The organism is Catellatospora paridis (assembly GCF_009720365.1).
Taxonomy (GTDB): Bacteria; Actinomycetota; Actinomycetes; order Mycobacteriales; family Micromonosporaceae; genus Catellatospora; species Catellatospora paridis.
The window spans coordinates 772,391-788,800 of record NZ_ML769312.1 but is presented as its reverse complement, the minus strand read 5'-3'; the positions used below and the strand labels follow the sequence as shown (position 1 = coordinate 788,800).

Sequence of the window (16,410 nt, the reverse complement as noted above, 5' to 3'; positions counted from 1 at the left end):
AGGGTAACGGGGTCTCGCCCAGTGCGAAACCCCCTCTACCCACAGCAATCAGGACATCACTCCTCGGCGAGCAGGCGTGGCACCGGGATCCGTTGCTGCGACAGCGCGGGCGCGACGGCGGCCAGGCCGGTCGCCAGCACGCCCGCTCCGGCGGCGACCAGCGCCGTGCCGACGAGGGCCGGGGGCATGGACCCGGCGAACCACGCCGTGCCCGCCAGGCCGACCGCGGCGCCGAGTACGGCCCCGATGAGTCCGATCCCGAGCCCCTCGTATGCCACGAGGCGCGCCATCGCCGCGGCGGACCAGCCCATGGCGCGCAGCGCGGCGAGTTCGGCGGCGCGGTCGCGCACGTTGACGAACAGCACGTCGGCCACCGCGGCCAGGCCCAGCAGCAGCACCGCGCTCACCGCCACCTGATCGACGCCGCGGGCCCGCACCGACACCGCGTCGCCGAGCAGGGTGCCCGTGACCGAGCCGTGGAAGGCCCAGGTGACCGCCGCGACCAGGGTGATCCCGGCGACGCCGAGTGCCAGCGCCACGACCCCGACCAGGGTGCGGCCGGGCACCCGGAACAGGTTCGCCCGCGCGAGCGCGAACACGGTGCGGCGGCGCGCGGGCCGCCCGCGGTGGGGCCGGGCGGGGGAGTGCAGCACCGTGCCGGGCCGGGCGCGCGAGGCGCGCCAGGCGGGCGGCAGCGCGGCGAGCAGCGCGACGGTGAGCGCGACCGGCACCGCCGACGCGGCGTGCCACGGGGACAGCGTGATGCCCAGTGCGTCGGCCAGCGGCACGGCCAGCAGCCCCGCGAGCACGCCGCCGGCCAGTCCCGTCAGCGCGACCTCGCCGGCGATCAGGCCCGCCAGCCGCCCGCGCGACCAGCCGGTGCACGCCAGGATCGCCAGTTCCCGCTGCCGGCTGCGGACCCCCGCGGCCGTGGCGTTGGCGAGGAACAGCACGCACACGACGAGGATGAGCCCGAACAGGACGAGGCTCTTACGGTCGACGGCTTTGACGATCTCCGCCGCCACGCCCTTGCGGGACCAGCCCTCCGCCAGCACCAGCGCGGGACGGCCGAACCGGCCCGCGGGCAGTGCGATCTGCTGCGGGGTCGGCGACGAGCCGAGCATGATGTCGACGTCGAGCCCCGTGCTGGTGGCTATCTCCTCGGCCGTCCGCCGGACGATCTCCCGGGACAGGTCGTCGAAGCCGGTGACCCCGGCGACCCGCACCCGCACCGCCGAGATCGGGGTGCGACCGGCGTCGGGCTGCCGGTACTGGGCGTTGTAGAAGTCCGGCAGCGCGTCGATCGTGGTCAGCATCAGCGGCGGCTGCTGTGCGTAGCCGCCGGGGGCGAGGTTGGGCAGCAGGTCGCGCCCGCCGAGCGCCGCGCACGACGCGCTGTCGCCGCAGCCCAGCCTGGCCGGCTGGTACGTGGTCAGCGGCACACCCGCCAGTGTCGAGAAGTCCTGCAGCGCGCCCGGGTCGAAGGTGCCGACCGGCCGCAGCTGGACGATCGGCTTGCTGACCGACTGCGGGTCCATCCTGCGCTGCCTGGTGAGCCCGCGGAACGCCGTGTCGAGCACCTCGGGCGGCAGCTGCGGGTAGTCGGTGACGCCCCACTCCTGCGACTGCAGATCGGGCACCGCGACGGGGGTCAGCCGGCCCGCCGTGTCTCGCGTGTACTGCACGGGCTGCGGGGTGAAGTACGCGCCGACCTTGCCCATGTAGATGTTGCGCAACGACACCGCCAGTTCCCGGTGGGCCTGCGCGGCCGAGACCGTGCCGGTCCACACCACCGTGCCGGGCGCTGCCGCCAGTCGCGGGGCGAGGTCGGCGAACTCCGCGTTCGGCACCGCCTCGGCGACGGCGTCGGGCAGCCGCTCGACGACGAGCTGGTCGGTGGCGTCCACCGACGGCTGGGAGCTGTAGAGGACCGGCACGCCGACGACCGGATCGGGCCCCTCCTCGTCGACCGGCATCGTGGTGGTCGGCCCGCTGAGGTACTCGCCGCTGTCCACGGCCCGGTCCAGGCCCACCAGCGCGGCCTCGGCGGCCGGGTCGATCGCGGCCAGCAGGAACGGCAGGCCCCACGAGGTCGACATGGTGCCGGGACGGTTCACCGCGCGGCCGAACTCCCGGGTCTGCGAGGCGCAGGCGAGCGCGACCGTGGCGCCGGTCAGCTCGCCGAGTGCGTCGAAGTCGCCGGCGGTGCCCCCGCAGACCGTGACCTCCCGCCCGGCGACGATCTCCACCACCGGATCCTGCTGCCGAGCGGGATCGTTCGAGATCGCGATGCCGTTCGGGGTGAAGTAGTGGTAGCGCGGCGGGGTGGTGATCCGGGTCGTCCCGCCGTCGGTGATCCGGGTGCGGGTGATGCGGTAGACGCTGCGGCCGTCGCGCGGCACGATCGTCGGCAGGTCCATGTCCACCACGGTCGGGGCGAAGCTGATGCCGATCATCGCGATCGGCGCGGCCACCTCGACGCCGCGCACCCCTCGGATCGTCGCCACCTGGCCCAGGGAGATCCCGCCGAAGTGGTCGGACAGGAAACTCGGGCGGATCAGCCCGGCCGCGTTCTCCGGCTCCAGCCGGGAGCCTTTCGGGCGGACCAGGATGTCGTACGCGCCGCGGTAGTTCTCGCCGACTTGCTGCGTGACCTGCAGCCGGGACGTGTCGACGGTTCCGGTGAGGACGGTGAAGCCGGTGGTCGCCACCAGCACCCCCGTGAGCAGCGCGACCGAGCGGGCCGCGCGGCGGCGCAGCTGCGCCAGGATGATCCGCAACATGGAGGCATCCTGTCCCATACATTGTGACAATGCAACCCGTTCGGGTGTCGACCCGGCCCGGATTGTCGGATGCGGCCCATAGGGTGAGGCCGAATCAACCGAACGATGGGGGTCTTCTCATGTCCGAATCCGCCAAGACCGTCGCCGGGGAGCGCGCCGACCTGCTGGAGACGCTCGGCAAGCACCGCTACTTCCTGCGCTACACCGCGCAGGGCCTCAGCGACGATCAGGCCGCCGCCACCCCGACCGCCAGCGCCCTCAGCGTCGGTGGCCTGATCAAGCACGTCACCGCGACGGAGAAGCAGTGGATGCGCTTCGCGGTCGACGGTGCGTCAGGCATGGGCGCGGGCGACGGCGGCGAGGTCGACTGGGCCGACGGGTTCAAGATGACCGCCGGTGAGACGGTCGAGAGCCTGCTCAAGTCATACGAAGAGGTGGCCCGGCACACCGACGAACTGCTCACCACCCTCGACCTCGATTCTGCGCACCCGCTGCCGGAGGCGCCCTGGTTCGAGCCCGGGGCGCGCTGGTCGGTGCGCCGCGTGGCGCTGCACCTGATCGCCGAGACGTCCCAGCACGCCGGGCACGCCGACATCCTCCGCGAGACGATCGACGGCCAGCGCACCATGGGGTGACCCGTGGCATCGGCGTGGCCCGTGTGACTGGCGTGACCGGGCTTAGCGAGCCCATGTCCGGTGGGTAATACGCCGGAAACCCCAGGTCGGCAGCGTGAAGGTGGCACCTGCTGAAGGGGGAGCACGATGACCACGCCATACGACCGGGCCACCGATGTCACGCGGCGGGCCGGGCCGGTGATCGCCGGATACGAGATCGGGAACGCCGGCCTCGCCGCGCTCGGCCTGGCCGCCGACCAGGCCGCCGCGCACCAGACAGGGCTGCGGGTGCTCGTCACGCGGCGGATTCCCGTGTGGACCAGCCACCTCGCGATGGGTGTCTGCCCGCCCGCCGCCTTCGAGGACGTGGAACCCGCCGCGGGACTGGCCCGCGAGGCCGCTGCGCAGCTGCGCCACGACCACCCGGGCACCGACGTCACCCTGTACGGCACCGGCCGCTCGCTGCCCCAGGCACTGCTGCGCGCAGCCCCGGCCGCGTCCATGCTGGTGACCGGCCGCGACACGGCCGGTCCTGGCGCGACGGCCCGGCTCGCGGGCAGGGCCGGCTGCCCGGTGGTCAGCGTGCCCGGCGAGACCACCTCAGCGGACGCGCCTGTGCTGCTCGTGGGCGCCGACGCACCCGGCGACGCGGCAGAGTTCGCGATGGCCGAGGCGTCGGTCCGCGGCGTGCCCGTGCTCGCCTGCGACCTGGGGCCGGCCACCGACGGGTTCGCCGACGCGGTCGTGCGGGCCGCGGATCGCCACCCGGCGGTCGAGGTACGCCACCAGGGCCGGGGCGGCCTGGACAGTGCCCCGGCGGGGCTCGCCGTCGTGCGCACCCCGGCCCGGCGGCGGGACGCGGCCTGGCCGCTGCTGACCGGCCTGCTGCGCGACGCGCCGTACCCGGTCGCGGCCGTCCCCGGCGATCGCTGACCTGCCGCCGAATCGGTGTGCGCGGCAGCGTGGCGGCGTACGCTCGGGTGGTCTGCGCTTTCGGGGGAGAGCATGGCCACTTATGACGCGGCGACGACGGGCCTGATCATCACGGACCCGTACAACGACTTCATCAGCGAGGGCGGCAAACGGTGGCCGCAGCTCAAGGAGGTCGCCGAGGCGGTGGGCCTGATCGAGCACATGCGGCAGCTGATGTCGGCCGCGCGGGCCGCGGGGATCCAGATCTTCTACTCGCGGCACCGCCGCTGGCGGCCCGGTGACTACGAGCAGTGGCGCAACGCCACGCCGTACCTGCTGCGCGCGGCGGGCATCCAGCTGTTCGCGAAGGGCACCTGGGGCGGCCAGTGGCACCCCGACTTCGAGCCGCAGCCGGGTGACGTCATCCTGCACGAGCACTGGGCGCAGAGCGGGTTCGCCAACACCGATCTGGACGTGCAGCTCAAGCAGCACGGCGTCAGCAAGCTCATCCTGATCGGCCTGATCGCCAACACGTGCGTGGAGTCGACGGCGCGGTTCGGCATGGAGGCCGGCTACCACATCACGCTGGTCCGGGACGCGACGGCGGCGTTCAGCTTCGAAGCGATGCACGCCGCCCACGAGATCAACGGGCCCACCGTCGCCAACGAGATCACCGACACCGCGAGCCTGGTCACGGCACTGGCGGGTTAACCCTGCGGGGTCCACAGCCAGGTTCGCGCGCTGAGTTCGGCCTTGCCCTCCTTCGGCCAGCGGGCACCGCCGAACACGAGCAGGCGATTGCCTGCGGCGACGACCGTGCTGTCGGTGACGTCGTCCTGTGGCAGGGGAGGGATCGCGCCCCACTGTCCGGTCGCGGCGTTCAGGACCGGTCCGGTCCGCTCCGCGTACACCGCGGACGTCGTGCCGAAGGCGCTGGCGTGCCAGCCGCCGGGCGGGTTCGGCAGCGCCGACCAGGTTCCGGTGGCCGGGTCGAGCACGCCGCCGTTGGGGTACGTGCGTCCCCAGTTGCCGACGGCGCCGCCGTCCGCGCCGCCGAGCGCCGGGGCGATGAGTTTGCCGCCTTCGGCCAGCCACGGGCCGGTGGACAGCTGCTGCGAGTCCGGCAGCCGCCGCCACGTGCCTCGCTCCGGGTCGAACACCGCCGCGCGGGTGACCGAGGGCCCGTCCGCGCCCGGGTTCGGCACCAGCCGGTGATCGAACAGGACCAGCTCCCGGCCGGTCCACGCCATCGCCCGGTCGAAGCCCGCGCCCAGCGGGTCGGCGGGCAACTCGGTCCAGCGGCCGTCGGACGGCCGGTAGCGGTAGTCGGGTCCGGGCACCGTCTCCTCACTGCCCCGCACCGCCACCAGCAGGTCCCCGGCCGCGACCAGGGTCAGCCCGTCGGCGGCGGGCAGCGGGGCCCGCTCCCACCGGTCGGCGGCGATGTCGTACGCCAGCAACGTCTCCTCGTCGCCGGCGGTGCGCCCCTGCACGTACGCGGTGCCGCCGACGACCGCGCCCTGCATCCAGCGCAGGGCCACGGGCGGCTCGGCGAGCACCCGCCAGCGGCCGGTGTCCGGGTCCACGGCCGCGGCGGCCAGCAGCGGGCTCGGGTCGCCAGCGCAGTCCGCGCCCGGCGGGCACGGCTGGTCGACGCCGCCGATCAGCAGCGCCTCGCGGCCGGTCCACAGTCCGAGCGCCATGGCCCGCGGGCTCAGCGGCGAACCCGGCAGTTCCCGCCAGCCGGCCGCGGCGCCCGGCGGCGGTCCGGCCGGAGACAGCGGGGCCGAGCAGGACGCCAGGGCGAGCACGGCGGCCAGGGCGAAGGCGGTGCGGGCGCGGGTCATGGGCGCTTGGACCGTCCGATCCGGGCGATGGTTCCCGCCGGGGTCGGATTCGGCCGCTGGACGACGGTGGCTATCGTGCCGGTCCATGACGACCTCCGAGATCCCCGTGCTGCGCTGCCCGCTGTGCAAGGGCAGCGACTTCCAGCAGGAGGTGGGACGCCTCGACAGCCGATGGGGCTTGACCTCGCACCGGATGACCCTGCTGATCTGCAAGAGCTGCCGGTACATCCTGCACTTCTACGACAAGAACTCGATCTTCGACTTCGACTGACGTGGTCGGTCCGCGGCCGGCTCAGGTCAGCGCGGGCGCGGCCGGTGGCGTAGCCTCGCGCGGATGGACATGCAGTCGTCGGATGCCGTGCAGACTGGGCGCGGCCGGCGCCTCATCGCGTGGTTCCAGTACGCGATAGTCGCGGTGTTCCTGCTCGGGGCGGTGTCGCTGCTGCTCGCCGCGGCAGCCGGCACTGGTGACTGGGCCGGTCTGGCCGACCCGGGACTCGATCGCTACGGCGACCCGAAGGACTGGAACCCGCCCCTCGGCCCGGATGCGGCGTGGAACCCACTGGCGTGGCTGGTCGAGATCTGCCGGTGGATCGTGATGACGTCGCTGATCGTCCTGCTCGGCTTCATCGGTACGCTGCTGGGGTTCGCCCAGCTCGCCGGTCAGCGCGGGAACCTGACGCGGGGCGCGTCGGCGAACCTGATCGCGGGCACGGTGCTGTGCGCCTCGACCGCCGTCGTCATGCTGACGCCCTACGGCGCCCAGCTGCGCAACTGGCTGCTCGACTAGACACGGCGACGGAGATACCGGCACCGCCGCCTCGCGCCCCCGTTCATTTCGCGAGGAGGTCTGCCAGCCCTGCCGGGTAGAGCGGTGTGGTGTCGTCGAAGCCGCTCAGCGGCCGCCACAGCACCGGCGTGCCGGCGTCGTCGAGGATCTCGCCGACGTGGTCGCGTTCGTACACCGACGGGTCGGCCAGGTCGCAGGCGAACACGAACACGATCTCGTGGCCGTCCCGGTCGAACCCCTGGAACAGGTTCTCCAGCACGCCGAGCAGCCGTACGCCGGTCAGCTCGACGGCCAGCTCCTCGCGCAACTCGCGGTGCAGGGCCTGGCGGGCGGTCTCGCCGAACTCGATGCCGCCGCCCAGCGGCCGGTAGAAGGTCTGGCCGCGCGTCGGATCGTGGCCGCGGAACACGAGCAGGTCGTCGCCGCGCCGGGGCACGGCGAGGGCGAGGTTTCTGATGTGGGGCATGCCGGCAACCTAGACGGCCGACCGCTGCGCGGTCAGCTCGATTACCGCGTCGGCCGCGTTGCCGGGACCGTCCACGGTGGCGTAGACGTCGCGGATGCGCCGCGCCGCGGCCCGGTAGGACGGGTCGGCCAGCATCCGCGCCGCCGTACGGGCCAGCCGCGGCGTGCCGGCCTGGTGGGGTGAGACCGAGCAGGCCGCGCCGCGTGCCTGGACCAGGGCGACGTTGAGGTCCTGCTCCGCGTGCAGCGGCACACCCAGCAGCGGGGTGCCGCAGGCCATCGCGGTCTGCACGCTGCCCTGCCCGCCCGCGGTCACCGCGAGGTCGACGCGGGGCATCACCAGGTGGCTGGGCAGCACGCCGCCGACGCAGGCGCGCTCGTCGGCGAGGTCACCCAGGTCGTGCACGGTGCCCGCGACGAGCACGCGCACCCCGAGCGGCCGCAGGGCCTGCACGATGCGCCGCACGAAACGCGGCGAGGTCGAGGTGACCGCGACGTACACGGTCGGGCCGGGGTGGTCGAGGAAGTCCGCGACGTGGTCGGGCAGGGCGACGTCGAGGTGGGCGAACAGCGGCCCGCTGTAGCGCAGCCGGGTCGACGGGCGCAGGCGCCGACCGCGGGGACGCCATGCCGCCAGCTCGTGGGCGGGCACGCCGAACACCTCCGGCACCTCGGGCACCAGGGCCAGGTCGCCCAGGACCAGCGCGCCGAGGCTGGGCACGCCCTCGACCCCGAGGCTGGCCGCGACCCGGTTGAAGCCGCCGCAGTAGAAGCGGGTGCGGGGCAGGATCCGGTTGGCGATCACCCGTCCCGCCCAGCCGGGCAGGTGACGGGTGGCGCGCCAGGTCGGCGCGGGCACCATCCCGCGCTCGAACGCGGCGGGGACCCAGCAGCAGGCGTGCTCGGTCACCAGCGCGGCCCCGGCCAGGCGGGTGGACAGCATGGCGGTCAGGGTGTATCCGGTCACGACGGTGCGCACCCCGTGCGCGCGCCAGTATGCCCCCTCGGCGCGGACGTAGGTCTCCAGCTCGTCGTCGGGGTAGATGCTCTGCCGGGGATCGCCGAGCCCGGTCGCGTTCGCGACGACCTCGGCCGAGCGGGCCGGGCTCATCCGCGGCCCGACGATGTCGTAGGGGATGCCCGCGGCGTGCAGCAGCGTCTCGTAGGTGCCGCCGTGGGTGACCATGCGCGCGCTCACGCCGCGCCGCGCCAGCGCCCGGTAGATCTCGATCATCCGGGAGGTCTCGGACAGGTAGCCGCAGTGCGGCATCAGCGCTATCTGGTGTGCGACGGCCATAGTTAGGTAATATATTGCGCATGTCCACACCCGACAAGTCCCCGTTCCTCGACGACGGCCTCACCCCGCCCGTCCGCGCCTTCCGCGCCACTCTCTACCTGGCTCAACGGCTGCGATACCTGATGGACGAGCGGCTGCGCGCCGACGGCCTGACCACCCAGCAGGCCGCCCTGCTGACCCTCGTGAGCGCGCTCGGCACGCCTTCGCTGAAACAGGCCGCCGCCGGGCTGGGCAGCACCCACCAGAACGTCGCCCAGCTCGTGCAGGCCCTGCAGCGCAAAGGCATGCTGGCGGTGCACGACGACCCGGCCGACGGCCGCCGCAAGCTGCTGTCGGTGACCGAGGCCAGCCGGTCCTACTGGGCCGCCCGCGACGACGGCGACCATGCCGCGGTCGCGAGCTGGTTCACCGCCCTGTCGGCGGCCGAACTCGACACCTTCGCCGCGCTCGCCGACCGCCTGGTGTCGGCCCTGGATCCGCGTGCCGACCGGATGCCGCGGCGCAACGCCGAGCCGGCGGCCACCGGGGCCGAGACCGCGCCCCGCCCGCGCGACAGCCGTGGCTGACCCGTACGCCTACCGCGCGCCCGAGCTCGCGGCGTGCACGGCCAGCTGCACCCGGTTGGCGCTGCCCGTCTTCGCCATCAGGTTCGCCACGTGCGTCTTGACCGTGGTCACCCCGAGGTGCAGCCGCGCCGCGATCTCCGGGTTGGACAGGCCCTGGCCGACCAGGGCGAGCACCTCGCGCTCGCGTTCGGTGACGCCCGGCAGGTCGGGCACGGCCACCGGCGCCCGCTGGTGGCGGACCGCCTGCTCGACCAGGCGGCGCAGCACCGCCGCGCTGAACGGGCTCTCGCCCGCGGCCGCTCGGCGTACGCCGTCGAGCAGCTCGTCAGGGCTCGCGTCCTTGACCAGGAACCCGCACGCGCCCGCGGCCAGCGCCGGATACAGGTGGTCGTCGTCGTCGAACGTCGTCAGCACGAGCACCCGCGCCGACGGGCGCTGCGCCAGAATCCGCGACGTCGCCGCCGTGCCGTCGACCCCCGGCATACGCAGATCCATCAGCACCACGTCGGGGCGCAGCTGCTCGGCCAGCCGCACCGCGGCCGCGCCGTCCGCAGCCTCACCCACGACCTGCATGTCCGGCACCGATTCGCACAGCATCCGCAGCCCGGCGCGGACCAGCTGCTGGTCGTCGACGAGCAGGACCCGGATCACGCGGCGGCCCTCGGCAGCGTCGCGGTCAGCAGCCACCCCGCGTCCGCGGGCCCGGCGTGCAACCGGCCGCCCAGCACCTCGACCCGCTCCCGCAGACCCACCAGCCCGTGCCCGCCACCGGGCAGGCCCGGCGCCACGGGACCGCCGTAGTCGTGCAGGTCGAAGGCCACCTCGTCACCGCCGAGCCGGATGGACAGCCGCGCCTGGGCGGCGGTGCCCGCATGCCGGGCCACGTTCGCCAGCCCCTCCTGGGTGAGGCGCAGCAGCGCCAGGGCCGTACGCGAGTCCAGCCGGATCACCTCCGGATCGATGTCGGCCCGCACGTTCAGGCCGAGGCCGTTGCTGCGCTCCACCGCGGCCCGCAGCGCCACCGGCAGGCCCTGCGGGTCGACGAAGAACACCTGCTGCGCCGTGCCCGGATCGCGCAGCACGGTGACCAGCTTGCGCAGGTCGGCCAGGGCGCTCGAACCGGTCGCGTGCACGTCGTCGAGCACCTGGCGCACCCGCGGGTCGTCCACCGGCAGCACGTCGCGCGCCACGGCCACCCGCAGCACGATCGAGGCGACGTGGTGGGCCACCAGGTCGTGCAGCTCGCGGGCGATGCTGGTGCGCTCGTCGGCGCGTACCCGCGTCTGCTCCTGAGCGGCGGCGGCGGCAGCCCGCCGATTGAGCTCGCCCAGCGCCCGCACGTGCATGCCCAGCAGCAGCGGCGCAGCCACCGCGGCGGCGGCGCCGTAGACCACGGTCTGCGGGGTGTCGACGAACTCGCTCTGGTCGGAGATGACGTGCCCGGCCAGGCCGAGGCACAGGCCGGTCCACACCCGCCAGCCGCCGCGGCGCGCGCCCAGCTCGAACATCGCCCAGGCCAGACCCACCGTCGGCACGGTGTCGTTGTCCTCGCCGACGAAGAAGCCCGCCCCGAGTGCCGCCGACGCGCTGACCACGGCGGCGAACGGCCAGCGCACCCCGACATAGCCGAACAGCAGCACGCCGATCGCCAGGGCCAGATCGACGGTGCTCATCGACCGGCCCTCCGGAGTCAGCGTGAGGTAGCCGACGCCGGTGACGCCCACGAGGGTGAGGCGGAACGCGGTGTACCGCTCCTCGAAAAGCCGTCCCACCCACAGCATGACGGCCATCCTAACGGGACACTCGCTGCGGCGACCGCCACGCGAGCGCCGCACCGAGCACCGTCGCCGCGAGCAGCCCTCCCGCCGCGGCCAGCGTGAGCGCGTCCGGCGCGAGCAGCGGCTGACCGCGCAACGCCTGCCAGGTGACCAGGACGAGCAGGCCGGCATAGCCGAACGAGAACACGAACACCAGGCGCGTCCGCCGCGCCACGTCCGCGACCAGCGCCGGCAGCAGCATGGCGAACAGCAGCACCGCCTGCAGTCCGTGTATGCCGACGAAGTGCCCGATCCGCAGGTCACCGCCCGTGGTGCTCCAACCGGTCAGCGGCATGCCCGGCCCGCCGTCGCTCACCCCGACCGCGTGCGCCCCCATCAGCGTGTCCACGCCCTGCTCGTCGAGCGCCAACTGCTCCGCCGTGGGCACCACCATGGTGAACCCCTGCAACAGACCCAGCAGCAGCAGAAGCATGCCCAGCCGGACGGCCCAGGTGGAGGCTCGGTCGGCCATGCCGTGGCGCCAGAGCAACACCGTCAGCACGACGGTCGCCACCCACAGCACCACGATCGTCATGCCCATGGCCCGCCACAGAGCCTCGTCCAGCGGCGTGGCCTCGTTGTAGTGGCTGGCCCGGCCGCGTGCCGCCTGGAACACGATGATCCCGACCTCCAGCAGGGCCATGACCAGGATGACGTACGTCGCCCAGCGGGCGGCCCGGTGCCCGCGGCGCAGGTGACCGAGCAGCCAGGCCAGGGTCAGGCCGTAGACCGCGATCGAGACGGCGAACTTGGCCGGTTTCAGCCAGACGGGCTGCCCGCCGACGGTGCGGTCGTCGACGACCAGACCGACCGCGGCGACCACGAGCACGGCTGCCATCACGGCGGACAGCCAGCTGAGGGCGCGGCTGCCGTGGAACGCCGCCCGCAGGACAGCGGTGGTGCGAGAGAGAGGATTCATGCCCTCGACGCTCGCGGACGCAGCGCCGCCGCGACTCCTGCCGTGAGGCCGGACCGCCCTCCTGCCACCGGCCGGGCCTCCTCCGACAGCAGGAGGCCCGATCGGCCGGACCGTCGCGGCCGACGACGGCGTGCTCAGCGCGTCAGGCGCTCGGCTCTGCCTGGGCCGGGACCGTCATCCTGGCGGTGAGCTGGGTCAGCGTGCCCGCGAGCTGTCCGACCTGGCCGGTCAGCTCATCGACCCGCGCCCGCAGCGCGACGGCCTCCGCGACGGCCGCGTCCCGCTGCACGGTCAGCACGGTGACGTCGGTCTGCCGCTGCTGTGCCAGCGTCTCCGCGGCCGCCCGGCCGGCCTCCGCGGTCGCGGTCGCGCCCTGTGCCGCGGCGAGCTCGGCACGCAGCGCGGTGAGTTGCTGCGCGTGCTCCTGCCGCGCGGCCACGGTCTCGGCCTGGGCGGCGGTGGTCTGCTGCTGCGCCCGGACCATCTCGACCTTGGAGGCCTCGGCCTCGCGCCCGGCCTCCTCCGCGGCGGCGCGGGCCAGGTCGAACGCGGCCTGCACCTGGTCGGCGGCGGCCCGGGTGGCGTCGCGGTCGCGGTAGGCCTCGGCGCGCAGCGCCTCCGCGGCGGAGTGGTCCCGCCGGGCGGTGTCGCGTTCGGCGGTCGCCGCGACGGCGGCACGTGCGGACTCGGCGGCCGCGGCGGCGGCCTGCTCGGCCGATACGCGCTGCTCGTCGGCTCGGGCCTCGGCGGCCGCGACCGCCGCCTGGGCGGCTTCGCGGGCCTCCCGGACCGCCGTCTCGGCGCGCTCCTCGGCCTCGCGCACCGCCAGGTCGGCGTCGGCCTTGGCGCGGGCCGCCGTGTCGACGGACTCCCGCGCGATCCGGGCGGCACGTTCGGCCTCGTGGCGGGCCTCGTCGCGTTCGGTGTGCGCGCCCGCGATCTGGTGTGCGGTCTCGGCCCGGACCTCGGCGAGCTGGCGTTCCACGCCGGTGGGGGAGAGCTCGGCCTCCAGCGCCTCGGCGAGCGTCTCGGCGACCTGCTCCAGCTTCTCGACGACCTCGTACGCCTTGGCGACCTGTCCGGCCAGGCCGGGGGAGTTGCGGTGGCGCAGCCGGCTGTTGCGGGCGGCGGACTGGCAGGCGCCGTCGTTGTCGCGGCAGTAGCGGAACGGCCGCCCCGCGGCGGCACGCTGGGTGACCGGCTTGCCGCAGTACGCGCAGGGCCGGGTCGCTTCATCGGTGTGCGGTGTGGACATCAACTGCGCAGCGTAGTCGCTGGCCGCCGGGGACGGCGCCAAGGGCTCGCGGCAAGCCTGCCCGCAACCCGCAGACCAGCCTCCTAGGACGGCATTAGCGCACGTGCCCCACGCCACGTGCGCCCACCGACGACGGGGTCGCGCGGTCGGTCGGACGCCCTTACGCTGAGCCCGGATCGGAACGGGGGAGCGACATGAGCATCCGGTACGGCGATGTGCTCGCCGAGCTGCGGCAGGCCTACGACGGCGGTGCCGCCGAACGGGACACCCACGAGAAGGAGCCGTGGAGGGTCGCCGAACGGGCGGCGTTCGAAGCGCGGCTGCGGGCGGAGGGCCGGCGCAGCCTGCTGGAGATCGGCGCCGGCACCGGGCAGGACAGCCGGTTCTTCATGGACGCCGGATACGAGGTCGTCGCCGTCGACCTGTCGCCGGAGATGGTGGCCCGCTGTCGGGCCAAGGGCGTGGACGCGCGGGTGGCCCACTTCCTGGACCTGGGCCTGCCGGAGGAGTCCACCGACGCGGTGTACGCGCTGAACTGCCTGCTGCACGTGCCGGATGCCGACCTGCCGGCGGTGCTGGACAACATCCGCCGAGTGCTACGCCCGGGAGGCCTGTTCTACCTCGGGGTGTGGGGCGGCAGGCACCACGAGGGCGATATCGACACCGACCGGCACGAGCCGCGGCGGTTCTTCGCCTGGCGCACCGACGAGGCGCTGCTGGCGTACGCCCGTGGGTCCTTCGAGGTCGAGGACTTCCACGTGGTCGGCGTCGGCGAGTTCCAGTTCCAGTCGCTGACCCTGCGCCGAGCACGGTGACCAGGGCAGACGCCACCGGCTGAGCGAACTGCTGCTGCTCGACGGTTCGAACCTCTGTCCCAGAATCCTAGGATGCCTTAGCAGGTGTGACCTCGTCCTCGTCGGCTGAAACCAACAAATGACGACGGGCTTCGCCCGGCTCACAACTGAAAAGGTTCGATCGGGCGGTCTGTCCGTGTCCGGCTCGGCTTCCGGCCCGCGAGAGAGACGAAATGCCGGCTCCAACGAGGCGGCCGGGGGACCTGGGGCCGTGTTTCGCCTGGTGGCAGCAACGGCGACGCCCGCTGGGCGCACTGGGAGGGCTGGTAGCCTTCGGCCGTGCCCGGGACCATTCTGTTCGACCTGTTCCACACGCTGCTCGACGGTGCGGATGCGCAGCGGGACCGGGTCGTGGCGCGAATGGGCGAGATCGTCGGTGTGGATCCGGTCGCGCTGGTGCTGGCGTATCACGTCTCGTGGCGCGACCGGCTCGTGCGGTGGTCCGCGGAGGAGACGATTCGGCTGCTGGCCCGGCGCCTGGGCGGTGATCCGTCGCCGGAGCAGGTGACGCGGGCGGCCGCGCTGCGGCTGGAGCTGGCGTCCTGGCTGCTGAACTCCGCGCCGGCCGGCACGCTGGTGGCGCTGGACGGGTTACGTGCGGCGGGGTGGCGGCTGGGGCTGGTCAGCAACGCGACGGCGGAGGTCGCGGAGGCGTGGCCGAGCTCGGGGCTGTCGCGGCGGTTCGACGCGGCGGTTTTCTCGTGCGTGGCCGGGGTAGCCAAGCCGGATCCGGGGATCTACCAGGCGGCCGCGTCGGCGCTGGGGGTCGCGCCGCAGCAATGCGTGTTCGTCGGCGACGGAGCGGACGGCGAGCTGGCGGGAGCCGCCGCCGTCGGGCTGACCGTGGTGCGTACGGCGGAGTTCGTGGACCGGTCCGGGGTGTGGTCGGGGCCGGTGGTGGGTTCGCTGGCGGAGCTGGCCGACCTGCTGGGTGATGCGTCGGTCGGCCGGGACGTGGCCAGCGCGGCGTAGCGCGGCCGCCTGCGTGCGCCCTCGCGCGGCGGATACGTGCCGGATGCGGGCGGGTTGACGGTCAGGTCGTCGACTGCGTGGACGCGTGCACCGGTGCGGGTGTGGGGTGCAGAGTCCGCGGCGAGTGCTGGCGGTGCGCGACGGCGAACGACAGCACGCCCATGCCGAGCGCGACGAACGCGGCGATGGCGTACAGGCGGGACAGCGGGGTGTCGGCGTTGACGAGCGGGCCGGCGCCGAAGGCGGCGATGCCGTAGCCGAGCTGGTAGGCGGCGATGACGCCGCCGGCGACGGCGGCCGAGAAGCCGGTGAGTTCACCCTGGCCGAAGCTGATGGTGAGCGGCAGCAGGGCGGAGCAGCACAGCCCGGCGGCGCCGAAGGCGATGACGCCTTGGACGCTGTGGCCGTGGGGCAGGCTGGCGATGATGCCGAAGACGCCGGCGAGGGCGAAGGGCAGCAGGTGGAAGGTGGCGCGGGCGGGCAGCCACCGGGTGATGGCGGCGAACAGGAGCCGGCCGAGGGTGACCATGGCCCAGAACGCGGTGAGTGCGAGCGCGGCGGTGGTGGCGGAGGCGCCGACGCTGGTGGTCATGTCGAGTTGGGCCCAGTTGCCGTTGACGGTCTCACAGATGCCGTAGAGCAGGGCGAAGGCGAGGTAGAGCCAGAACCGGGCGGGCATGCGGCCGCCTGCGGTGGCGGCGGTGGCGCGGGCGCCGGTGTGCATGGGCAGCCGGAGGCTGACCGCGAGCAGGGCGATGAGCAGCAGGGTGGACAGTACGGGCAGGCCCCACCAGAAGCCGAGGCCGACGAACAGGGCGACGAAGACGGGTGCGAGGGCGGTGCCGAGGCCGAGCAGGGCGTTGAGGATGAGGACGGCCTTGTCGACGGCGGTGGGGTGGAATGCGGCGGCCAGTGAGTTGAGTGCGGGTACGGCGAGGCCGAATCCTGCGCCGAGGAATGCGGTGGCGGCGAGCAGCAGTGGGTAGGCGAGGTGCTGCTGGTGCATGACGGCGGCGCTGGCCAGTAGCAGGATCATGGAGGCCAGGGAGCAGGCGAGGCCGGTGAGGTAGACGGCGTGGGTGCCGTGGCGGCGGGCGAGGCCTGCGCCGGCCAGTGCTGCGGCGATGGCGGCGATGACCTGTGGGGCGAACATGGCGCCGTATTGGGCGCTGGTGAGCCCGTAGTGGGCGGGGTCGGTGAGGATGGTGCTGGCGGCGGGGATGGTGACCAGGACGATGCCTTGGACGACGCCGGCGATGTCGACGACGGCGGTCTGGGTGCGGGTGGTCATCGGTTTTCGCGCCGGTTGACGAGGGTTT

General features: G+C 73.8%; 17 protein-coding genes. 8 read left to right on the top strand and 9 right to left on the bottom strand.

Going from position 1 to position 16,410, the window contains the following annotated elements; genetic code table 11:
* Positions 1-56: 56 nt before the first annotated feature.
* Positions 57-2,783, bottom strand: a complete 2,727-nt coding sequence (locus tag F9C41_RS03550; protein ID WP_155385087.1) for an ABC transporter permease — start codon at positions 2,781-2,783, stop codon at positions 57-59.
* A 119-nt stretch (positions 2,784-2,902) separates the two neighbouring features.
* Here F9C41_RS03550 and F9C41_RS03545 point away from each other — a divergent pair, with 119 nt between their 5' ends.
* From F9C41_RS03545 to F9C41_RS03535, 3 genes are all read left to right on the top strand, one after another.
* Positions 2,903-3,418: a DinB family protein gene (locus tag F9C41_RS03545; protein WP_155385086.1), complete on the top strand. Its 516-nt coding sequence runs from the start codon at positions 2,903-2,905 to the stop codon at positions 3,416-3,418.
* A gap of 126 nt (positions 3,419-3,544) precedes the next feature.
* Positions 3,545-4,330 carry a hypothetical protein gene (locus tag F9C41_RS03540; RefSeq protein WP_155385085.1) on the top strand — a complete coding sequence of 262 codons (786 nt, stop codon included), beginning with the start codon at positions 3,545-3,547 and terminating at the stop codon, positions 4,328-4,330.
* Positions 4,331-4,402: 72 nt separating this feature from the next.
* A complete protein-coding gene (locus F9C41_RS03535; protein WP_155385084.1) occupies positions 4,403-5,020 on the top strand; it encodes a cysteine hydrolase family protein in 618 nt (205 codons plus the stop codon).
* Here the strand turns inward: F9C41_RS03535 and F9C41_RS03530 are convergent.
* Positions 5,017-6,156 carry a Kelch repeat-containing protein gene (locus F9C41_RS03530; RefSeq protein WP_155385083.1) on the bottom strand — a complete coding sequence of 380 codons (1,140 nt, stop codon included), beginning with the start codon at positions 6,154-6,156 and terminating at the stop codon, positions 5,017-5,019. The two genes, F9C41_RS03535 and F9C41_RS03530, sit on opposite strands and share 4 nt — an antisense overlap.
* A gap of 85 nt (positions 6,157-6,241) precedes the next feature.
* Here F9C41_RS03530 and F9C41_RS03525 point away from each other — a divergent pair, with 85 nt between their 5' ends.
* Both F9C41_RS03525 and F9C41_RS03520 read left to right on the top strand, forming a co-directional pair.
* Positions 6,242-6,427, top strand: a complete 186-nt coding sequence (locus F9C41_RS03525) for a hypothetical protein (RefSeq protein ID WP_155385082.1) — start codon at positions 6,242-6,244, stop codon at positions 6,425-6,427.
* A 63-nt stretch (positions 6,428-6,490) separates the two neighbouring features.
* Positions 6,491-6,946, top strand: coding sequence for a hypothetical protein (locus F9C41_RS03520; RefSeq protein ID WP_155385081.1), 456 nt, complete (start codon positions 6,491-6,493; stop codon positions 6,944-6,946).
* Positions 6,947-6,989: 43 nt separating this feature from the next.
* Here F9C41_RS03520 and F9C41_RS03515 read toward each other — a convergent pair whose 3' ends face one another.
* On the bottom strand, positions 6,990-7,412 hold the full coding sequence (locus tag F9C41_RS03515) for an NUDIX hydrolase (RefSeq protein ID WP_155385080.1): 423 nt from the start codon (positions 7,410-7,412) through the stop codon (positions 6,990-6,992).
* Positions 7,413-7,421: 9 nt separating this feature from the next.
* Positions 7,422-8,708, bottom strand: a complete 1,287-nt coding sequence (locus tag F9C41_RS03510) for a glycosyltransferase (RefSeq protein WP_155385079.1) — start codon at positions 8,706-8,708, stop codon at positions 7,422-7,424.
* Between the two features lie 20 nt (positions 8,709-8,728).
* Here F9C41_RS03510 and F9C41_RS03505 point away from each other — a divergent pair, with 20 nt between their 5' ends.
* Positions 8,729-9,274 carry a MarR family winged helix-turn-helix transcriptional regulator gene (locus F9C41_RS03505; RefSeq protein ID WP_155385078.1) on the top strand — a complete coding sequence of 182 codons (546 nt, stop codon included), beginning with the start codon at positions 8,729-8,731 and terminating at the stop codon, positions 9,272-9,274.
* Between the two features lie 9 nt (positions 9,275-9,283).
* Here F9C41_RS03505 and F9C41_RS03500 read toward each other — a convergent pair whose 3' ends face one another.
* From F9C41_RS03500 to F9C41_RS03485, 4 genes are all read right to left on the bottom strand, one after another.
* Positions 9,284-9,925, bottom strand: a complete 642-nt coding sequence (locus F9C41_RS03500; RefSeq protein WP_155385433.1) for a response regulator — start codon at positions 9,923-9,925, stop codon at positions 9,284-9,286.
* Positions 9,922-11,055 carry a sensor histidine kinase gene (locus tag F9C41_RS03495; RefSeq protein WP_155385077.1) on the bottom strand — a complete coding sequence of 378 codons (1,134 nt, stop codon included), beginning with the start codon at positions 11,053-11,055 and terminating at the stop codon, positions 9,922-9,924. Before F9C41_RS03495 ends, F9C41_RS03500 begins: the two co-directional genes overlap by 4 nt.
* 10 nt (positions 11,056-11,065) lie before the next feature.
* Positions 11,066-12,010 carry a hypothetical protein gene (locus F9C41_RS03490; protein WP_155385076.1) on the bottom strand — a complete coding sequence of 315 codons (945 nt, stop codon included), beginning with the start codon at positions 12,008-12,010 and terminating at the stop codon, positions 11,066-11,068.
* 142 nt (positions 12,011-12,152) lie between these two features.
* Complete coding sequence (locus F9C41_RS03485; protein ID WP_155385075.1) at positions 12,153-13,265, bottom strand: coiled-coil domain-containing protein; 1,113 nt, start codon at positions 13,263-13,265, stop codon at positions 12,153-12,155.
* 194 nt (positions 13,266-13,459) lie between these two features.
* Between F9C41_RS03485 and F9C41_RS03480 the strand changes: the two genes are divergently transcribed.
* Together F9C41_RS03480 and F9C41_RS03475 are read left to right on the top strand one after the other, a co-directional pair.
* Positions 13,460-14,080, top strand: coding sequence for a class I SAM-dependent methyltransferase (locus tag F9C41_RS03480; RefSeq protein ID WP_155385074.1), 621 nt, complete (start codon positions 13,460-13,462; stop codon positions 14,078-14,080).
* 318 nt (positions 14,081-14,398) lie between these two features.
* Positions 14,399-15,091, top strand: a complete 693-nt coding sequence (locus F9C41_RS03475; protein ID WP_155385073.1) for an HAD family hydrolase — start codon at positions 14,399-14,401, stop codon at positions 15,089-15,091.
* A 61-nt stretch (positions 15,092-15,152) separates the two neighbouring features.
* Here F9C41_RS03475 and F9C41_RS03470 read toward each other — a convergent pair whose 3' ends face one another.
* Entirely contained in the window at positions 15,153-16,382 is a 1,230-nt protein-coding gene (locus F9C41_RS03470) for an MFS transporter (protein WP_155385072.1), read from the bottom strand.
* Positions 16,383-16,410 lie beyond the last annotated feature (28 nt).